Annotated in this window: 16 protein-coding genes; all 16 read left to right on the forward strand. The window is 68.2% G+C overall.

Annotation, left to right across the window (positions count from 1 at the left end; all coding sequences use genetic code 11):
- Positions 1-2: 2 nt before the first annotated feature.
- Positions 3-3107, forward strand: a complete 3105-nt coding sequence (locus ACIRP7_RS27685) for a lantibiotic dehydratase (RefSeq protein ID WP_403664711.1) — start codon at positions 3-5, stop codon at positions 3105-3107.
- Positions 3094-4353: a lanthionine synthetase C family protein gene (locus tag ACIRP7_RS27690; RefSeq protein ID WP_403664713.1), complete on the forward strand. Its 1260-nt coding sequence runs from the start codon at positions 3094-3096 to the stop codon at positions 4351-4353. Before ACIRP7_RS27685 ends, ACIRP7_RS27690 begins: the two co-directional genes overlap by 14 nt.
- Positions 4354-4366: 13 nt before the next feature.
- On the forward strand, positions 4367-6457 hold the full coding sequence (gene fxlM, locus ACIRP7_RS27695) for a methyltransferase, FxLD system (RefSeq protein ID WP_403664714.1): 2091 nt from the start codon (positions 4367-4369) through the stop codon (positions 6455-6457).
- A gap of 1 nt (position 6458) precedes the next feature.
- Positions 6459-7559, forward strand: coding sequence for a hypothetical protein (locus tag ACIRP7_RS27700; RefSeq protein WP_403664716.1), 1101 nt, complete (start codon positions 6459-6461; stop codon positions 7557-7559).
- A gap of 410 nt (positions 7560-7969) precedes the next feature.
- The gene (locus ACIRP7_RS27705; protein WP_307169379.1) at positions 7970-8164 is read left to right on the forward strand and encodes a hypothetical protein; all 195 of its coding nucleotides are present in this window, start codon (positions 7970-7972) and stop codon (positions 8162-8164) included.
- 330 nt (positions 8165-8494) lie between these two features.
- Entirely contained in the window at positions 8495-10012 is a 1518-nt protein-coding gene (locus ACIRP7_RS27710) for an ATP-binding protein (protein WP_403664718.1), read from the forward strand.
- 89 nt (positions 10013-10101) lie between these two features.
- Entirely contained in the window at positions 10102-10578 is a 477-nt protein-coding gene (locus ACIRP7_RS27715) for a roadblock/LC7 domain-containing protein (RefSeq protein WP_403664720.1), read from the forward strand.
- Position 10579: 1 nt separating this feature from the next.
- Positions 10580-10945, forward strand: a complete 366-nt coding sequence (locus ACIRP7_RS27720) for a DUF742 domain-containing protein (protein ID WP_403664722.1) — start codon at positions 10580-10582, stop codon at positions 10943-10945.
- Positions 10926-11555 carry a GTP-binding protein gene (locus ACIRP7_RS27725; protein ID WP_403664724.1) on the forward strand — a complete coding sequence of 210 codons (630 nt, stop codon included), beginning with the start codon at positions 10926-10928 and terminating at the stop codon, positions 11553-11555. The genes ACIRP7_RS27720 and ACIRP7_RS27725 overlap by 20 nt, the downstream gene beginning before the upstream one ends.
- A complete protein-coding gene (locus ACIRP7_RS27730; RefSeq protein ID WP_403664726.1) occupies positions 11552-12088 on the forward strand; it encodes a GAF domain-containing protein in 537 nt (178 codons plus the stop codon). The genes ACIRP7_RS27725 and ACIRP7_RS27730 overlap by 4 nt, the downstream gene beginning before the upstream one ends.
- Positions 12089-12146: 58 nt before the next feature.
- Entirely contained in the window at positions 12147-13385 is a 1239-nt protein-coding gene (locus ACIRP7_RS27735) for an acyl-CoA dehydrogenase family protein (protein WP_403664728.1), read from the forward strand.
- A 50-nt stretch (positions 13386-13435) separates the two neighbouring features.
- On the forward strand, positions 13436-13861 hold the full coding sequence (locus tag ACIRP7_RS27740) for a hypothetical protein (protein ID WP_403664730.1): 426 nt from the start codon (positions 13436-13438) through the stop codon (positions 13859-13861).
- A gap of 199 nt (positions 13862-14060) precedes the next feature.
- Positions 14061-14990, forward strand: a complete 930-nt coding sequence (locus ACIRP7_RS27745; protein ID WP_403664731.1) for a LuxR C-terminal-related transcriptional regulator — start codon at positions 14061-14063, stop codon at positions 14988-14990.
- 418 nt (positions 14991-15408) lie between these two features.
- Positions 15409-16866: a DEAD/DEAH box helicase family protein gene (locus ACIRP7_RS27750; protein WP_403664733.1), complete on the forward strand. Its 1458-nt coding sequence runs from the start codon at positions 15409-15411 to the stop codon at positions 16864-16866.
- A gap of 42 nt (positions 16867-16908) precedes the next feature.
- On the forward strand, positions 16909-17658 hold the full coding sequence (locus ACIRP7_RS27755) for a transposase family protein (RefSeq protein WP_403664735.1): 750 nt from the start codon (positions 16909-16911) through the stop codon (positions 17656-17658).
- Between the two features lie 87 nt (positions 17659-17745).
- Positions 17746-18606: a helicase associated domain-containing protein gene (locus tag ACIRP7_RS27760; protein ID WP_403664737.1), complete on the forward strand. Its 861-nt coding sequence runs from the start codon at positions 17746-17748 to the stop codon at positions 18604-18606.
- Positions 18607-18638 lie beyond the last annotated feature (32 nt).

Here is an 18638-nt window from a genome sequence, read left to right on the forward strand (position 1 = left end):
TCATGAACTCGAGGCACGAGGTGCTCTACCAGTGCGCGGACGTGGCGCTCGTCAGGGCCGCCCGCCACACGCGGCTGCCGCTGCCGCCGTGGCCGGACGTCACTGGCGAGTCTCCGGGCCAAGTGCAGCAGTGGCTTACGTGGCTCCGTGCGCTGTGGGCCCTCGACGAGGTATCGGATGCTGTGGAGCAGGCCAGTCCCTCTCTCGCACGGCACATGGACGCCCTGTGCGCGACGACCGCCGTCCCGCAGGCCCGACAGGTCCGCCGGACGCTGGTGTCGGTGATCCGGTATGTGCAACGGATGACCGGCCGCGCGACACCGAACGGCCTGTTCGCCGGAATCGCGCTGGCCACACTCGGGGAGCGGCCGGATGTGCGGTGGGGCCAGTGGCACCGGGCCGTGGCCCGCCCGGACGCCGCCTGGGTCACCGAGGTGATCCGTCGCCTGGAGGCTTGCCCCGAACTGCTACGACGGCTCCCCGTGGTGGCCAGCAACACCTCGTTCGTCCGGGGGGACCGATTGATCGTCCCCTACCCTGCCCGGTCGCGAAGCACCGGCAAGCCGACGGCAGAGGTGTCCATCAGGTTCACCTCTGCGGTGCGGGCCGCCCTGGACGCTGCGCGATCCCCGATCAGGTACGACCTCCTCGCGGACAAGGTGCAAGCCGGGTTCCCCCAGGTTCCGGAGCCGCGGGTCAGGGAGCTGGTCACGAGCCTGATCCGGAACGGCGCACTCGTCAGCAGCCTGCACGCCCCTTCCGCCGTAGTTGATCCTCTTGACCACCTCGTGCAGCAGCTGGACGCCGTCCATGCCGACTATGTACCGCCCGTGGCGGGTCTGCTCTGCGACCTGCGAGCGGTGCGCGACACCGTGGCCCAGCACAACCAAGCCCTCACGCCAATGGACGGACGGCGCCTGCGCCGGGCGCTCCGCCAGAAGATGAAGGAGGTCGCCGCCACGGATCACCCGGTGGCGATGGACCTGCGCATGAACTGCTCGCTGGTACTGCCCACCCAGGTCGCACGAGAGGCGGAGCAGGCCGCCACCGTACTGGCCCGCCTCACGCCGGCGCCGTTCGGCACGCCCGGCTGGAAGGAGTACCACACCCGCTTCTTCGAGAAGTACGGCATCGGTTCCCTGGTGCCGCTGCGGGACGTGACAGACCCTGATGCGGGGCTCGGCCTCCCCGCCGGCTACATGGACAGCGAACCGGAGGCGCGCGAGCCGCTGTCCAAACGAGAGCAGCGGCTTCTGGCCCTCGCCCAAGCCGCCGCTCTTGACGGCCGCGACGAGATCGCGCTGGACGAGGACCTGATCAGCCGTCTTCAGGTCGGGGACCAGGGCAGCATGCAGGTACCCCCGCACATGGAGGTCTCCTTCAACGTCGAGGCGGCTTCCGCCGACGCCCTCGCCCGCGGTGATTTCGCGCTCTGCGCGATCCATCCGTCACGCGGCATCGGCACCACGAGCGGCAGGTTCCTCGCGCTCTTGAATGCCGACGACCGAGCTCGCGCCGCCGCAGTGCTGGAAGGACTCCCAACCAATTCACCCGGGGCGCTGCCCGCGCAACTCTCCTTCGCCCCGCTTGACCGAGCGGACTCCAACGTCAGCCGCGTTCCCGAGATGCTGCCAGCCGTCATCAGCATGGCTGAGCACCGGACCACGGATGAACGCACCATCGACCTCGACGACCTGGCCGTCGGCTGCGATCGGCGCAGGCTCTATCTCGCCTCCCTCTCACGCAAGTGCCTGGTGGAACCGCACGTAATGCACGCCCTGGACCTACGGGCCCACACACCGCCCCTCGTCCGATTCCTCGCCGAGATCAGCCGCTCCCAGTCCGCCGTCGTCACCGACTTCTCGTGGGGAGCCGCCGCAGCCCTGCCCTACCTCCCGCGCGTTCGATACGGGCGCGCTGTCCTCGCGCCCGCCCGCTGGCTGATGCACGCCTCCGACCTACCCGACCGAGCCGCGTCATGGGACGAGTGGCACACGGCAGTTGGTCAGTGGCGCACGCAACGCCGCGTGCCCGAGACCGTTGCCCTGACCGAAGGTGATCAGCTTCTCCCGCTGGACCTCTCTCAGAGCGCCCACCGCGCCGTACTGCGCAGCCACCTCGCGACGGCCGAGACCGCCGTGCTGACGGAGACTTCCCCCGACGGAGGCGGCTGGTTCGCCGGCCGCGCCCACGAGATCGTCATCCCCATGACGGCCACCCGCGCCCCGAAGTGGCCAACGGTCCCCCCCGTCACCGCGGACCGCCTGCTCACCCGCGACCACGGACACCTGCCCGGCACCAGCCCCTGGCTCCTGGTCAAGCTCTACGGACACCCGGAACGGCACGCCGAGATCCTGTCCCAGCACCTACCCGGCCTCCTCGCTCGCTGGGAGACCCCACCGACATGGTGGTTCATGCGCTACCAAGACCCGCGTCCGCACTTGCGACTGCGGATCGCCCTCCCCGAATCCACGTATGTGGGGCAGGCCGTCACGCACATCAGTGACTGGGCCGCACACCTGCGCGGCGCCGGCCTGGTGAACGACATGCAGTTGGCTACCAGCTACCCCGAAACCGGGCGCTGGGGCACGGGTCCGCTGATGAGCCTCGCCGAAGATGTCTTCGCCGCCGACTCCCGTGCCCTCGCCGTGCAGTTCGCCCAGCCGGACCGCCCACACCCACGAGTCCTCGCCACAGCGAACTTCGTGTCCCTCGCCACCGCCTTCACCGGCAGCGTGGACGAAGCGATGGAGTGGCTGTCCAGATACGGGAAGATCACAGATCCGCGCCCCCTCGACCGGCAGGTCCTTCCCGAAGCAGTCCGCCTGGCTGACCCGACCGACGGCTGGGCGGCCTTGCGGGCCCGCGTCGGCGGGGAGGCCATCACCGCGGCCTGGGCACAGCGAGACCAGGCCATCGCCCGGTACCGGCCCCGGCTGCGCGAATCCGACCTCGATCCCCACCTCGTGCTCGATTCGCTCCTGCACGCCCACCACATTCGGGCCACTGGCATCGACAAGGACGACGAGCGCATCTGCGTCCGGCTGGCCCGCGCCGCAGCCCTGGCCTGGACGGCACGGAGGGGGAACAACCATGGACCTGCATGAGACCGCCCGCCTCGCCGCCGGAGCCATCGCCGACCGGCTCGCCTCCCCGGACAACGTGCGCGACCTCGACCTCACGCAGGGCTGGTGGCCACAATCCCTCGCGCACGGCGCCGTCGGCGTGGCTCTGCTGCACATCGAGCGCGCCCGCGCCGAGCAGGGCCCTTGGCAGCGCGTACACGACTGGCTCGCCTGCGCGGTCGACGGCGGAGCCGTTGGCGGAGCGGACGCCCACCTCTACTACGGAGCACCCGCGCTCGCCTTCGCCCTCCACTCCGCCGCCGACCGCCCCGGACGGTACGCCCGCGCCCTGAGCACACTCGATACACACGTAACGAACCTCGTGTGCACGCGACTTCGCGCCGCCCACGACCGCATGGACCACGGCGCGTGCCCCGAGCTGGCGGAGTACGACACAATCCGCGGACTCAGCGGCCTGGGCGCGCTGCTGCTGCATCGCGGCACCAACCCCGATCTCCTGCGGAACGTCCTCGCCTACCTGGTGCGGCTCACCGAGCCGGTCAAACACGACGGCGAACTCCTCCCCGGCTGGTGGAGCCACCTTGCCCCCTCCGGCAAACGTTCCCCTGACTACCCGGAGGGCCACGCCAACAACGGCGTGGCCCACGGCATCGGCGGCCCCCTGGCACTCTTGGCCCTCACCGCCCGCCAGGGCATCACCGTGCCCAACCAGAACGAAGCGATCACCCGCATCCTCAGCTGGCTGGACCGATGGCAGCAGGACGGACCAGCCGGACCGTGGTGGCCGTACTGGATCACCCGCGACCAACTGCGCAACGGCAAACCCGGCCCCGGTCCCTCCCGCCCATCCTGGTGCTACGGCACCGCAGGCTTCGCACGCGCCCAGCAGCTCGCCGCCCTCGCCACCGGCGATACCCACCGCCAACGTCTTGCCGAGACCGCCCTCCGGCAGGCGATGACCGATCCAGGCCAACTCAACGCCACCGTCGACCTCTCCCTGTGCCACGGCTTCGCCGGACTGGCGCACATCACGCAACTCGCCGCCGCCGATGCGATCACCCCCGGCCTCACCGACTGCCTGCCCAGCCTGCTCGCGCCGATCACCGACACCGCCCCCGACACCCTCGTCCACACGCTGTGCAGCCCGGCCGACGGCGGAGACATCGGACTCCTCGAAGGAGCCGCAGGCACGGCGCTCGCGCTCCACGCCTACTCCGCCGAAGGCCCCTCCCTGTCCGGCTGGGACAGCTGTTTCCTGACAAACTGACCTGGAGAAACGCATGGCTCCGGAAGAATGGCCGCAGCGCGTCCTGATCTTCACGGCATGGGACCAAGCGGAGACAACGGCCGCACAGCACCTGCTGCCACTGTTGGCCGCCCACAACGCCGAGCTGGCCCATTGGTCGTTCGTGCGGAAGTTCCCCACCTGGCGGCTGCGATACCGCCCCGCCGACCCGGCCGCGGCCAAGCGCCTGGACCTCGCGCTGGATGAACTGATCTCGGCCGGCGCCCTCGCCTCCTGGAAGCCGCAGATCTACGAGCCGGAGGAAACCGCCTTCGGAGGACCGGCCGCCATGGCCGCCGCCCACCTCCACTTCCACGAGGACAGCCGCCACATCCTCGAACACCTCGCCCGCCAGCAGTCTGGAATACCCGACCCACTCGGCCGACGGGAGCTGGCCGTCTTGATGCTCAGCGTGGCGATGCGCGCTGCCGGCCTCGACTGGTACGAGCAGGGCGACGTATGGGCGAAAGTCGCGGCTGAGCGAGCCGGCGGCACAACAGCATCCGACCAGGTGAGAACCGCCATGCAGCGGCTCATGACCATCGACGCCAGCGCGTCCAGCAGCCTCGCCCGCGACGGCCGACTGGAGACGCTGACCGACTGGATCAGCGCATTCGACGCCCTCGGCCGCCGACTCGCCGCCCTCCACCACGGTGGGGAACTCCAACGCGGCCTGCGGGCCGTACTCGCCCACCACGCCATCTTCCACTTCAACCGACTGGGCCTCTCCCGGGAGGACCAGCACACCTTGTCAACACTCGCGAAAGAGGTAGTCATGGGAACGAGTGACAGCACCCCGCCCACCCACAGCACCACGTCACCGAGCACTACGGTCAGCGACGTTAACAGTGACACCATCGAAGCCAGCGCCGCCGACCACCTGCGTACACAGCTCATCGACCGGTTGGTCACAGAGGGCTCGGTTCGCACGCCCCGCGTAGAGGAGGCAATGCGGACGGTACCCCGCCACCTCTTCGTCCCCGATGCCCCGCTGGAGGCGGCGTACAGCAACGCGCCCGTCAACATCAAGTCCGACGACAGCGGCGCATCCATCAGCTGCGCCTCCCAGCCCGACATCGTGGCGACCATGCTCGAACAGCTGGAGGCGGAGCCAGGGCACAAGGTGCTGGAGCTGGGCGCCGGCACCGGCTTCAACGCGGGACTCCTCGGCTACCTGGTCGGCGAGAAGGGCCACGTCACCACCGTCGATGTGGACGACGACCTGGTCGAAGGCGCCCGCGCCGGTCTCGATGCTGCAGGCATCGACAACGTCGAGGTCATCCTCGGCGACGGTGCACTCGGTTACGCGCCGAACGCTCCCTACGACCGCATTGTCGCCACGGTCGGCGCCCACGGAGTCCCGCACGCCTGGCTCGACCAGCTCGCCCCCGGCGGACGACTCCTCACCCCGCTGCGTCTTCGCGGCAGCGTCTCGCGTTCGATCGCCTTCGAGCGGGCAGAGGACGGCGCCTGGCGCAGCGTCGGCTCCGAGATGAACACCTTCATGCCGCTCCGGCGCGGCATCGCGGACGACCCGCGCCGCTTCGTGAAGCTCACGGACGACGGCTCTGTGACCCTCGTGACCAACGGCGACCAGGCCGTCGACGCCGAGGCCCTGGCCGGTGTACTGGGCCAGACCCGCACCGAGGCATGGACCGGCGTGAACTTCCGGGGACCGGAGTCGGCCGAGTGGCTGGAGCTGTGGCTGACCTGCACAATGCCGAACGGTCTCAGCCGGATGCCCGCAACCCGAGAGGCCATCGACCGGGGTGTGGTCACCGCCCCATACACGAGCTCCACCGCCGTGTTTGAAGGTGGCACGCTGACGTACCTCACCCGCCGCACGGCCGCGGAGAAAGCCCCGGACGGCGCCACCCTGTACGAGTTCGGTGTCATCGGCCACGGGCCCGAGGCGCAAACCCTCGCCAACAAGGTCGCCGAGCAGATCCGCGCCTGGGACCGCGACTACCGCAGCCACGAGGTGCAGTTCGAGATCCACCCAGTCGACACCACTGCACTCACACCGAAGCCTGGCCGCTTCGCACTCGACAACGCGCTCAACCGCCTGATCATCGAGTGGCAGTGAGATGGACGCCAACCGGATAGCACAGCGGTTCCCGCTGGTCGCTCGTCCGCGCCCCGCGTGCCCGCCGCTCTCCGAGCGCGTCAAGGAGATCAGCACCCTGGCTGAGACCGCTCACCAAGAACGCGGTCTCAGCCAGGCGGCCACAGCGATGAACAAGTCGGCCCTGATCGCCAGTGACTGCGGTCTTCCGAGCCTGGCACGCGAACTGTGCTGGCGCCACGCCGAGATCTACCTGCGCGCCCAGCCGTTGGGCGCGCAGGAAGCACGGTATGCCCTGGAACCCCTCGTCAACCTTGCCCGTCTGCACATCCGAGACGGCGAAGGTGAACGTGCCTATCGACTGCTCGACACCCTGAACCGAGCGGTAAGGAGCAAGACTGATCTGGTCTTTGAGGATCGCCCCGTATCGTTCCGGAATCTCACGGCCACAGCAGAGGATCACCAGACCGTGTGCCAGTGGCTGTGGACGGTGCTGCTGGGCGATGGAACGCGTGCGCTCGTCGCAGCCAATCAATGGGACCACGCACGGGCGCATGCTGTGCAGCACAAAGGAATTGGCCAGCGCCTCTTCGACGGCCGCCAGGTGGAAATCGTGACGCGCTGCCTCGGTGGAGACCCCGCCTCGGCACGACGGATCATCGACGAGAGCACGCTAACCGAAGCCTGGGAACACCCCGTTGCGGCGTGTCTTACGGTGCTCTGCCTCATGGTCGGCGGAAGGGCGTCGGAAGGCGCGGGCGAGAAGATGACAGTGGAGTGCCTGAGCCTCGACGCCGGGCCTGAACTGGCCATCTTCCGCACACGCGTTGGGCTGACCGTTCTCGACCTCTCCCCGCATTCCAACCAGGCCGAGGTCGCCCGTCACCTCTTGAACGACGCGGTGCGTTCCGGAGACGCTTACGTCGCGCGAGACGTCCTCTCGCACGCCGCCTGTTCCACAGAGATGACCGCAGGAGAACAACGCAGGCTGACCGAGGCCGTCGCCTCCGCTGGGCTGGGATGCGGCGCAATGCCGCACATGCTGGAACGGGATCTCCTCGATGCCGTGGAGGTGAGCACGACGGCAGTTATGCAGCACCTCGTTGGCAAGCACTCTTCCTAGCCGTGATCGAACCGAGCATGCAGCGCAGCGGTATTTCCCGTTCTGGGTGCCAACGCCCTTGTGCGCCATGCATTTTTCACAGGGTTCTGACCTGAGAGCATCGATCACTTCCCTGATATACCTGTAAAATCAATTGAAGGCCGGAAACGGTCACCCGGGCGTCGCGGACATGACGCGAGACGACAAGTCTGCGCCCCCGGAGGACATCTTGCCTGCCTCGTTTCCCGCCTTAGCCGGTATGACGGCCCACCTCGGCCGCGCCCGGACCAATGCGGTCACCAGCTGCGCCGGTGCGCCATCCTTCGCGCGCGCCGACGCTTCAAGCCCCGCAGCCACACAGCCCATTGCCGCCGACCCGATTGGCAACGCGGGGCCCCCCGGACGCACTCGCCCAGCAGAAACCCAATTCCGTGAGCATCACTGTCTCCCTGGTTGTTGTGCTGGCCGTCATGGTGTGGCTGCTGATCCGCAAAGGCGGCCTCAAGGCAGGCCACGCAATAGCGGCCGTGCTCCTCGGCTTCTATCTCCACGACAGCTCCATTGCCCCGTCCATCAGCCGCGTCGTGCAGAGTGCGGTCGAGACCATCAGCGAGATCCGTATATAGACCGGCCGCCGGGGCACCCCCGTGGGCCCGGGCCGTACGCCGCCTCCCCCGTCGGCTGCGGTCTGGCGCGCATGCCCCGGCGGCCACTCCCACACGAATCCCGGCCTGCTCGCTGCGGTCCCCTCGCCCGGTGCGGGTGCGCTGCTCGCTCGTTCCCTGCCTGCCCTTCCCTCCTCCCTGTCAGGACCACGTTCCGCGAGGTCACCAATGTCTGATCAGTCATGCCCGCGACCAATCGGTCACCGACGTGGCCAGCGCCGGCGTGCGCGCGGCGCCGAGCCACTACGCACCGAGAAGGGGCTGCACCTGCGGCTGCGGCTTCTGGTACTCGTGCCCGCCCTCTTCGTCGCGGCGATCTTGTATATGGCGGCTGCCGTCGCCTCGACGGCACGCGTCCATGTGGATGGCTGGATCATCGGGGCGGTGGCAGCAGCCGCTGGCCTGGCCGTGCTGGTCTGCGCGGACTGGATGGCAGTTCGCACGGCGGCTGAGCTGCACCGGCAGCGCAGGGAGTACAGCGATTCAGTACATGGCTGGCTGCGGCACTTCCAAGCCGGCGTGAACGAAGGACGCAAGAGCATCAGCGATGCTCTGGAGCAGATCGATCGGGGAGAACGGCCTTCCCCTCCCGACTTCTCCACAGCCCAGGCGAACGACGTCAGCAACCCGTGGAACGAGACTGAGGCCGCTCTGCTCCAACTGCACGCAGACGCCTGGCGGGCGGTGGTGAACGGCCGACAGACAGAACTGACGCAGGCGCTTGTCTATCTGGCCGGGGGCTTGACCCTGCTTCTCGTACGTGCGCTCGGCATCGTGACGGAGTTGACCAAGCAGGTCCAGGACCCGGACGTGCTGTATCGCGTGTTCGACGTCAACAACCTGCTCAAGCGCATGCGGCGGTCAGCCGGACGGCTGGCGGTTCTGGGTGGCGTGAAGGCGCGCACGCTGAACCAGCCGATCGGGCTGGTGGACCTGCTGCGCGGCGCGTCGGGGGAAATCGAGAAGTACGCCCGGGTCCGCATGCACACATCCACCCTGGATGTGCAGATACCGGGCTTCGCGGGACCCGATCTCATCCACCTGCTGGCCGAGTTGGAGGAGAACGCCACTCTCTGCTCCCCGCCGGACAGCAAAGTCGTCGTGCGCGCGACGAGGGTCACCGCGGGTCTGGCCGTGGAGATCGAGGACCGGGGCATAGGCATGGCCCAGGGCGAACTCGATCGCTGCAACCGAATGTTGGCCGACCCCCAGGACACGGACCTGGCCGAGCAACTGGCCCAGCGACAGACCGGGTTGCTCGTGGTGGCCAAACTCGCCCGCCGGTACGGCATCCAAGTGCGACTGCAGAAGAATCTCATGCACGGGATCACGGCGCTCGTGGTGATGCCGGACAAACTCCTGCTCTGGCAGAACGAGCCGACGCCACCATCACAGGCTCACGCCTACGTTGCCGCCACACCGGTCCCGGCAGCGCAACTCACGAGGCACCCTGGTCCTCGGCCGCCCGGCGGTCCTCGGCCCAGTCCTGCGGCCCCAGTCCCAGCGGGGACGGCGCCACTGCCTTACCGGGACGCGCGACCTGCCCCTGAGCGGCGACCCGTCGCCTCGACAGCGACCACGACAGCGCCGCCGCTCGGCGCAACACCTGACACCCGCCCCCGGTTGCCGCAACGAACACCACAGGCAACGGTCCATGAGCGCCCGGCCCCTCCCGAGCCAGAGGCCGCCCCCGTCCCGCTCGCGCCGCCGGATCCTGCCTTCGTCAGCAATTTCACCCAAGGCGTGCATCGCGCGGAACAAGCCGCGGCAGACAGCGAGGCGCGACCGCCAAAGGGAAGCGCGAGCTGACCACCACAACGCGCCCCACACATCCTTCGTGCCTCGCTTCGCGCCTGAGCACCAGTCCGTACAACGTACGGAGATACGGAGAATTTGCAATGACCACCGACTCGACGGCAGCACAGCCGGATGTGGTTGTGGACGAGCTCCTCAACGACTTGGCCCAGCTGCCCGATGTGACAGGCGTCCTGCTCGGCACGCAGGACGGTCTGCGGCTGGCTCACGCGGGACCGAGCATGGACGGCAAACTGGCGGACCGTCTGGCCGCGGTGATCAACGGCCTGTACTCGATCGCTCACGGAGTCGACGACGGCAAGGGCCGTGTCGAACAGGTCCTCATCAGGAAGAGCAGCTTCCTGCTGTTCATCATGAGTGCCGGGAGCCCCCCGTCCGTAGTGGCGCGAAATGCGGGACGCGACCCGAAAAAGGTCGAAAGCGTGCTGGGTGTGCTGACCAACCCCCGCGCGGACGAGGGAGCCGTCGGTTTCGCGATGGTCGACCTGATCAAGCGGATGGGCGAGTTGCTGACCACACAGGCACGCGTGGGCGAAGCCCCTACCGGTGACGGCCAGTGACATGGCGGCCGCAAGCAGCCCGGCCTGGACCGTCGAGGACACCGAGGCCCCCAGCCTCTACGTCCTGACCGGCGGCCAGACCAAGCCCACGCACGACTTGCACATCGAGACGCTGCTGTGGGCCGAGGGAGAACCGCCTGCCGGCCAGCCGCCGGAAGTCGAACAGGCGATGGCGTTGTGCCGGGAGCAGCCCCTGGCCGTCGCTGAGATCGGCGCCCTGATCGGGTTGCCCTTCCAAATCACCAGGATCCTCATGTCCCGGCTGATCGACATCGGTGCGCTGAATGCGATGACCACCACGCACTCTGCTGACCTTCCCGACGTTGCTCTCCTGAAGGCCCTTCGCAATGGACTCCTCAAGCTCTGACCTCGGGCTCCCGCGCCGGCTCGGCGGCGCGAATGCCACCTCCGTCAAGATCGTCGTCGCCGGCGGGTTCGGGGTAGGCAAGACCACGTTTGTGGGCGCCGTCTCCGAGATCACCCCGCTGCGTACCGAAGCCGTGATGACGGCCGCCTCCGAAGGCGTGGACGACCTCACGCTGCTGCTCGACAAGAAGGCGACCACCGTCGGCATGGACTTCGGCCGGATCACCTTCCCCCAGCTGAACACCGTTCTGATGCTGTTCGGCACGCCTGGGCAGACCCGGTTCTGGTTCATGTGGGACGAGCTCACGCGAGGAGCCCTCGCCGCGGTCGTCCTCGTCGACACCCGCCGCCTCGACGAAAGCTTTCCCGCGGTCGACTACTTCGAGCGACGCGGCCTGCCCATCATCGTCGCCGTGAACGAGTTCGACGACGCCTGCCGCTACGACCCCGACGAAGTCTCAGCCGCTCTCGCCCTGCCGGCCACGGTTCCGGTCGTGCTGTGCGACGCCCGCAAGAGGGCGGACGCAGCCGGCGTACTCGCCCATCTCATCGACCACGCACTCACCCGCCCACATTCCCCTGCCACCGCCCTTCAAGGAGCACAGCCGTGAACCCCCACGCTCCGTCCGACCTCCTGTCCACCGCCAGCCACGACATCGACTGGCAGAGCCACCTGCCCGAATTCTTCGACCCCACGGCTCCGCCCGTGGGCGCGTTCGACGCCTTCACCCAACAGGTCGCCGACGCGGCCGGTACTCCGTACGCCATGCTCAACTGGGTCGGCAGCCAGCAGTTCTTCCTCGGTCTCGCCAACCCCTCCGGAGGCGAACTGCCCGTGGTGGGCCGCACCATGCCGCTGACGCACGGCTTTTGCCCGCACGTCGTCCAGCGCCGGGGCTCGCTGGTCCTGACCGATGTCCTCGACTTCGACGAGTTCGCCGGCAACCCGGTCGTCGACGAGATCGGGGTCCGCGTGTACGGGGGCGCCCCTCTCATCGACGAGCGCACGAACCACGTCTGGGGCACGGTCTGCGTGGTCGGCACCGAGCCGCGAGACCGCTCGGAAGGCCGCCCGCTGTGGACACTCATCGACCACTACCGCGACCTCTTCATGACCGAGTTCTACCGGCGTACCAGCTCGTAGCAGCACCCGCGCGCCCGGCCGCACCACTCGCGACCACCACCCCGAGGGGGAGACAACGATGCCCACGATGTCGTCCACGACTCCGGATCTCACGCCCGACTACGAAGCCCTGGTCCAGCACTTCGACGAGTTCGCCGCTGCGGAAGTCGCCCCCCGAGTCCAGCGCATGGAGTCCTCCCCTCACGCCGTGGAACGCGACCTGGCCCTGCTCATGGCCGAGCAGGGATGGTTCGGCGCCACGATCCCGCGCCAGTACGGCGGTATGCATGCGGGACATCTCGCCAAGACCCTCATGATCCAGAGCGTGGCGCGGGCATCGGGCGCGGCCAGCGCCATCTTGCAGGCGAGCCAGCTGCCCGTATCGATGATCATCCACTTCGGCAGCGACGAGCAGAAGGCCATGCTGCTGCCCCAGATCTCCTCTGGGGACACGCTGCTGTCGATCGCGGTGACCGAAGAGGAGACCGGCAGCCATGTGCTCGGCATGGAGACCACCGCCCGCCGCGACGGCAGCGACTGGATCATCGACGGCAGCAAGGTCCACATCGGCAACAGCCACATCGCCCACGTCCACTGCGTCGTGGCCCGCACCGCCTCCGCTGACACGGCCGGCTCCCGCGCCCTGACCGCCTTCCTCGTAGAACACGACCGCGACGGACTGACCGTCGAACCGCACCGGCCCGCCCTCGGCCTCCACGGCTTCAGCTTCGGCAAGCTCACCTTCGACGGCGTACGCATACCCGAGACCAACGTGATTGGCGAAGTGGGCGACGGCAAAGACATCGCCTACAGCAGCAGCATCCTCTACGGCCGACCCAACCTCGCCGCGGTGTCCCTCGGCATCCATGAAGCAATTCTTGAATGCGTCGTCGACTTTCTGGAGGGACGCCGCCGCTATAACGGCACCCTCGCCGACCTTCCCGTCCTGCGTGATCGTGTCGCCGACATGAAGTCCCGGCTGATGGCCAGCCGCGAACTCGCCCACCAGGCCGTGCACATGCTCGACCATGGCCAGAGCTGCGACGGCGAACTCATCAACTCCAAGTATCTCAACCACAAATGGGCCGTTCGATCCGGCCAGGACGCCATGGAACTGCACGGCGCCCACGCCGTGCGAACGGACTACCCCCTCCAGCGGCTATGGCGCGACGTCCAGCACACCTACTCGCCCGCCGGGACCGGCGAGGTCCAGCGCCAACGCCTGGCCGAGACCGAGCTCGGCGCCCCTCCCGTCCAGTGGTCCGAACGGCTCGCCGCCAAGACCTCTCTCTTCCTCGCCACCGGCAAAGCTGCCTGACTCCCGAGCGCCGTCTGTCACACCCGACTCTATCGACCCGGAGCACCTCGATGACGAGCACAACTACCGCCGTGCGTAAGGCCGATGCGGATGTGTCCGCGCTGTTGATCAAGACGCGGCGGGTGCTGGACAGCATCGCGAACCGGGGCATCGTCTCCGCCCCACGTGCCGTCGCCGACACGCTCACTACCTTGGAGGAGCTCGCCCCTGTCCTGATCCCGCACGGCCGCGTCCTCGCCGCAACGTTCGGTGAAGAGGAACGGTCCGAACTGCACGAGCTCATCGAACGGACCGAGGGGCGCGTGGCCTCCCGGCCACGGGCGGACCTGGCGTACGAACATCTGCTGGTGCTGATCAGCCAGCTGCAGGAGCTTCTGCGCTGGCTGGAGCGAGCGCACGGCATCATCTGTCGAGGCACGCGAGCAGGCACCGCCGAGCGCCGCGGCACCCAGAACTCCACCGGACCACAGAAGTAGCGACCTGCACGTAGCTGCATGCGGTACCCCGTCCCGTGCAGTTACCGCCGACCGCGCCCGTTTCGCCAAACGCCCGGGTCATCGAGATCTACCAGGCCCTCTTCGGCCTCGCTGCCTGCGCCCTACCGCCCGGAAGCCGTCCGGTCCCGCCAGCCGTCCTTGCCTCCCGATCACGCCGAGACCACCGATGACGAGACTCATGCCCTCAGCCTGCGACCGCCCCAAGACCCCGCCCGCCGAGCCGCCCGATGCCGCACCCGCGCCTGATGCTCATGTGGCCATCCCTCTCGACGCCCGGGATCTCGCCATCCTGCGGTTGACCGCAGACGGGCGCCGCCGCCACGAGATCGCCGTAGCCTGCGGCTGCAGCACCATCACCGTCGACACGCGCACACACCGCCTGTGCGAGGTGCTCGCAGCGGACAACAGGGAACATCTCGCGGCCCTCGGCGCCGCATACGGTCTGGTCACCCGAGAACACCTGGACGGCGTGCCGACCATTCGGCCCGCCGTGCACGACGACGATCAGAGCCTCCTGGACTTGATCGTGACCGGATTGAGCGGGGCGCGCATCGCCGCCCGGCTTCGACGTGCGGCCGACGCGGTATGGGCCGACATCAGGCGCCTGGTCACCCTCTTCGGCGCGGCCAACCGGTGCCGGCTTGCCACGTTCGCTGTACTGACGGGCGCGGTGTCCTGCCATGCAGTCTCCCCGCGTTTTACTCCACAGCAGCTCCCCGGCCAACCGCCACTCAGCATCACCCCCACAGGCACCGGTGTACTTCTCCACACACCCCTGCCGTTCGGGTCCGCGGCAAAACCGCGCCGACGCTCCCGCGCCGGAAGATCCGCGCCGACCGACACGACCCGCCCCTCAGTTCAGCTCTCTCCGAACCAGGGGGCGCCTGCCCAGCCGGCAGGCATGCCGTCGCTACCGAAAGCGCTCGCCGCCTGGGCCGAAAACCATGCGGGCAGCCGCCCGGCGTGGACGCTGCCCGACGACGGCTCCGGTGCCCGCTGCTGGGGCCTGTCCACCCCCCCCAGGGGATCGTCGAGCTGCGCATCCCGCGCACCCCCGGCGACCTGCAGCGGGAGGTGTACGCGTACCGGCACGCCGCCGACTGCCTGAGCCCCGCGGGCGCACCGCGCCTGCTCGGTATCGAACCGCGGCTGCGCGCACTGCTGATCCGCCAGCCCCGCGGCGAACGGATGGACGATCCTTCGGACATGCGCCTGCTCCTGCAGGAAACCGTGCACAAGCAGGCCGGAAAAGCTACTGCGTTCCCTGCACTACAGCCCGCCTGCCGTCGGCGACCAGCACGTCCAAGCCGTCCGCAACACCCTGCGCGGCCTCGAAGACCTGCGCAACGCCACCCTACGGAACGACGCCGAGGCACACCGGCAGCTCGCCGAAGCCGTGAGCGCTGCCGTGAACCAGCCGTCTGTTCCGCAAGAGCCCGCCCCGGCGGCCAAAGCCGTGCAAGAGGTCGTCCCATGACAGACCCATGCTCACCGCCCCGCCCACAGGAATTGGACAGAGAACCCCGATGCTGACGTCATCCGAGCGTCTGCTCTTCCCGCACCAGAGCGAGGCCGCGGACGCGGCCTGCAAGGTCTTGTCCGCTACCAGCCGGACCACCGCCGTGTTGCCCTGCGGCACGGGCAAGACCCGTGTCGGGGCCGAGGTGGCACATCGCATCGCCACGGCCGGCCACAACCAGCGGTCGGTCGTCGTGCCGACGCTTGAGCTGGTCCACCAGACGATGAAGGAATGGGCAGATCATGTCGGCCGGCGGGCTCTGGGCCGCATCGTCGCCGTGTGCTCCGACAAGGAGATCCTTGGCGCCCGACGAAATGGCATCCCGACCGCGGACACCGCGGTGACCGTCGACCCTGAGCAGCTGGCGCGGCTTGCCGACACGGCCGGGCCGCTCACCATCGCCTGCACCTACGCCAGCCTGCCGGTCCTGGCCGAGGCCCAGGCCCGCTACGGAGTTGCCCCGCCGGACGTCGCGATCATCGACGAGGCCCACCGTACCGCCGGGGCCGCGGGCAAGTCCTGGGCGGCCATCCACTACGACGACATCGTGGCTGCCAGGCGGCGGCTGTATCTGACGGCGACGCCCCGGGTGGTCACCGGCGATCACGACGACGTGATCAGCATGGCGGACGAGCGATTGTACGGTCCTGTCGCCTACCGGATGACCTTCGCCACGGCCATCCAGCTCAGCCTGCTTGCCCACTACCGGCTCGTGGTGCCCGTCGTCACCGGCGAGCAGGTCCGCGCCCTGCTCGGGACGGCCGACGCCTACCTGCAGGTCGGCAAGGCCGGCGTCGCGGCATCCATGCTCGCCACCCAGCTAGCCGTACTGCGCGCGGCGCACGAGCACGACATCCGCCGCATGATCACCTTTCATCGCAGCGTCCAGGACGCGAAATGGTTCTCCGCCCTCCTCCCGCACGCCTATGCCCTGCTCGCCCCCCACGAGCGGCCCTCTGCTCTGCACGCCGACTTCGTCCACGGCTATCAAAGTCCCCGCGGGCGGCGCCGCGCCTTACACCGTCTCGCCGGAGACGACGAGGGCCTGACCGTCATCTCCAACGCTCGGGTGCTGTCAGAAGGCGTCGACGTGCCGGCGGTCGACGCGGTGTGCTTCCTCAACGCCCGCAGCACCACTGACACCATCCAGGCCACCGGGCGGGCCCTGCGCCGAGGCGACCGCAGCAGGCCGAAGACCGCATCGATCATCGTCCCCGTCGTCCTCGATCCCGGGCAGGACGCTGAAGCAGCCCTGTCCGATTCCGTCTTCGGCCCGGTCTGGCAGACCGTGCGCGCACTCGCCTCCCACGACGAGCAACTGGCGCAGCAACTGGAGAGCGCCCGGCGCACGCTCGCCGAGCCCGACCCTCAAAACGGGCCGGCCGACACACTGAGCTTCTTCGAGTTGGCCACCGATCGGGTGATGGGCCGTGAAGCGCAACGAGCGAGGCCCCCGGGCTGTTGATCGAGATGTCTGACGTCTCAATCACGTTGCTCGGGGGCCTCGTTGGTCATCCATCCTGCCGCACTCGACCTTCCGCATGCACTCATGGAGTGGGTCACCATGCTGATCGTCACCCGTGAGGGCGACCGACGCTGCAAGCTCCGCCCGTCCCAGCGCGCGATGGTGGCACTGGTGTACCTGCGCGAACACACCACTCTCGCGAAGATCGCCGCTGGATTCGGGATCAGCGAGTCCACTGCCCACGCCTACACCAGCGCGGTCGTCGACCTGCTCGCCGAACGTGCACCGGGCCTGTTGAAGACGCTGCGCGAGAACGAACCCGACTTCGTCCTGCTCGACGGCACCCTCGCCGAGTGCGACCGGGTCGGCGACGGCCGGGCCGACTACTCCCACAAACACCGGCGCCACGGTGTGAACGTGCAGGTGGTCACCGACCCCGGCGGCCGGCTGCTGTGGCTCTCGCCCGCCCTGCCGGGCCGCACCCATGACCTGACCGCCGCCCGCACCCACCGGATCATCCGGATCTGCGAGCGCCAGGGCGTTCCCATCCTGGCGGATCTTGCCTACCAGGGCGGTGGCCCCTGGCTGACCACGGGCATCAAACGCAGGCCCCTGCAGGAACTCACCCCCACCGAGAAGACCGTCAACCGGGCCCTGGCCGCGGCACGGGCACCAGTCGAACGAGGCGTCGCCCGCCTGAAGTCCTGGCGGATCTTCCGCAGAGCCCGCTGCAGTCCGAACCGCATGACGTCAATCGCCAAAGCCGTCCTCACCCTGGAGCGGCAACGCTGAAGAAGCTCACTGCCCGAATGGCTCTCCCTCAGCGGGATCCCGGTCCCGGAAGGATTCGCCCGGGCCGTCAGTGTGCGCACGGTGCGGATGACCACGCCGTCCTGGCCTGAATGGCTGCGCGCCGCCGAGATCTACCGGGCCGAGCACGGCCATCTCCTCGTTCCCCAAAACCACATCACCCCCACCGGCCTGAAACTGGGCAGCCAGATATCCGACCTGCGCAGGCGGCACCGCGACGGCACACTCACCCCGGGCCAGATACAGCAGATGGATGCGCTTGGAATGGTGTGGGCATACGCAGACCACCGATTCCAACTACTGATCCACGAACTGCGCGCCTACAAAGCGAAACACGGCCATCTGCGCATCCCCCAGGACTACGTAGCACAACACGACGACGGAACCACCTTCCAACTCGGCGCCATTGCCAAGAAATACCGTGTAGCGCACGGACGCGGTGAAGTCGACATGGCCAAGGTCGAGGCACTGGATGCCGAGGGGTTCGTATGGAACAACATCCCTGACTGGTGGGAAAAATTCATCAAAGACCTCACCGATTTCAGGAACAGGCACGGCCATCTCGATGTACCGCACGCGCACACCGTCGGAGGTCGGAACCTCGGCATCCAGGTCGTACGGGTCCGTCACATCTCAGAACAGCTCACCGAAGATCAGCGTAGGGCACTCGACGCACTCGGCTTCATCTGGGACGTGAACCAGTTCCGATTCGACCTCCACGTTCACGCCCTTAAGGACTTCAAATCTGAATACGGGCACCTGCGCGTGCCACACAGCTATGTGACCGGACCTCCTGCCGAACTCCGCCTGGGGCAGTGGTTCAACTCAGCCCTCTACCGCTTCCGGCTGGGAAGGATATCCGAACACAATGCCCAGAAACTTCGTGACGTCGGCGTCTGCCTCACTGCCACCGCAGGAAATCAGCCATAACTACAGAGAACCGTCCACCCAAGAGGTGAGGT

It is taken from the genome of Streptomyces sp. NPDC102270 (genome assembly GCF_044766405.1).
Lineage (GTDB): Bacteria > Actinomycetota > Actinomycetes > Streptomycetales > Streptomycetaceae > Streptomyces.

What these genes read in the sequence shown, in the direction of transcription:
- ACIRP7_RS27725 (WP_403664724.1), top strand. Translation starts at nt 10,926, where the DNA reads ATGGACTCCTCAAGCTCTGACCTCGGGCTCCCGCGCCGGCTCGGCGGC.
- ACIRP7_RS27700 (WP_403664716.1), top strand. Translation starts at nt 6,459, where the DNA reads ATGGACGCCAACCGGATAGCACAGCGGTTCCCGCTGGTCGCTCGTCCG.
- ACIRP7_RS27760 (WP_403664737.1), top strand. Translation starts at nt 17,746, where the DNA reads ATGACCACGCCGTCCTGGCCTGAATGGCTGCGCGCCGCCGAGATCTAC.
- ACIRP7_RS27720 (WP_403664722.1), top strand. Translation starts at nt 10,580, where the DNA reads ATGGCGGCCGCAAGCAGCCCGGCCTGGACCGTCGAGGACACCGAGGCC.
- ACIRP7_RS27685 (WP_403664711.1), top strand. Translation starts at nt 3, where the DNA reads ATGAACTCGAGGCACGAGGTGCTCTACCAGTGCGCGGACGTGGCGCTC.
- ACIRP7_RS27715 (WP_403664720.1), top strand. Translation starts at nt 10,102, where the DNA reads ATGACCACCGACTCGACGGCAGCACAGCCGGATGTGGTTGTGGACGAG.
- ACIRP7_RS27740 (WP_403664730.1), top strand. Translation starts at nt 13,436, where the DNA reads ATGACGAGCACAACTACCGCCGTGCGTAAGGCCGATGCGGATGTGTCC.
- ACIRP7_RS27735 (WP_403664728.1), top strand. Translation starts at nt 12,147, where the DNA reads ATGCCCACGATGTCGTCCACGACTCCGGATCTCACGCCCGACTACGAA.
- ACIRP7_RS27745 (WP_403664731.1), top strand. Translation starts at nt 14,061, where the DNA reads ATGCCCTCAGCCTGCGACCGCCCCAAGACCCCGCCCGCCGAGCCGCCC.
- ACIRP7_RS27690 (WP_403664713.1), top strand. Translation starts at nt 3,094, where the DNA reads ATGGACCTGCATGAGACCGCCCGCCTCGCCGCCGGAGCCATCGCCGAC.
- fxlM (WP_403664714.1), top strand. Translation starts at nt 4,367, where the DNA reads ATGGCTCCGGAAGAATGGCCGCAGCGCGTCCTGATCTTCACGGCATGG.
- ACIRP7_RS27750 (WP_403664733.1), top strand. Translation starts at nt 15,409, where the DNA reads ATGCTGACGTCATCCGAGCGTCTGCTCTTCCCGCACCAGAGCGAGGCC.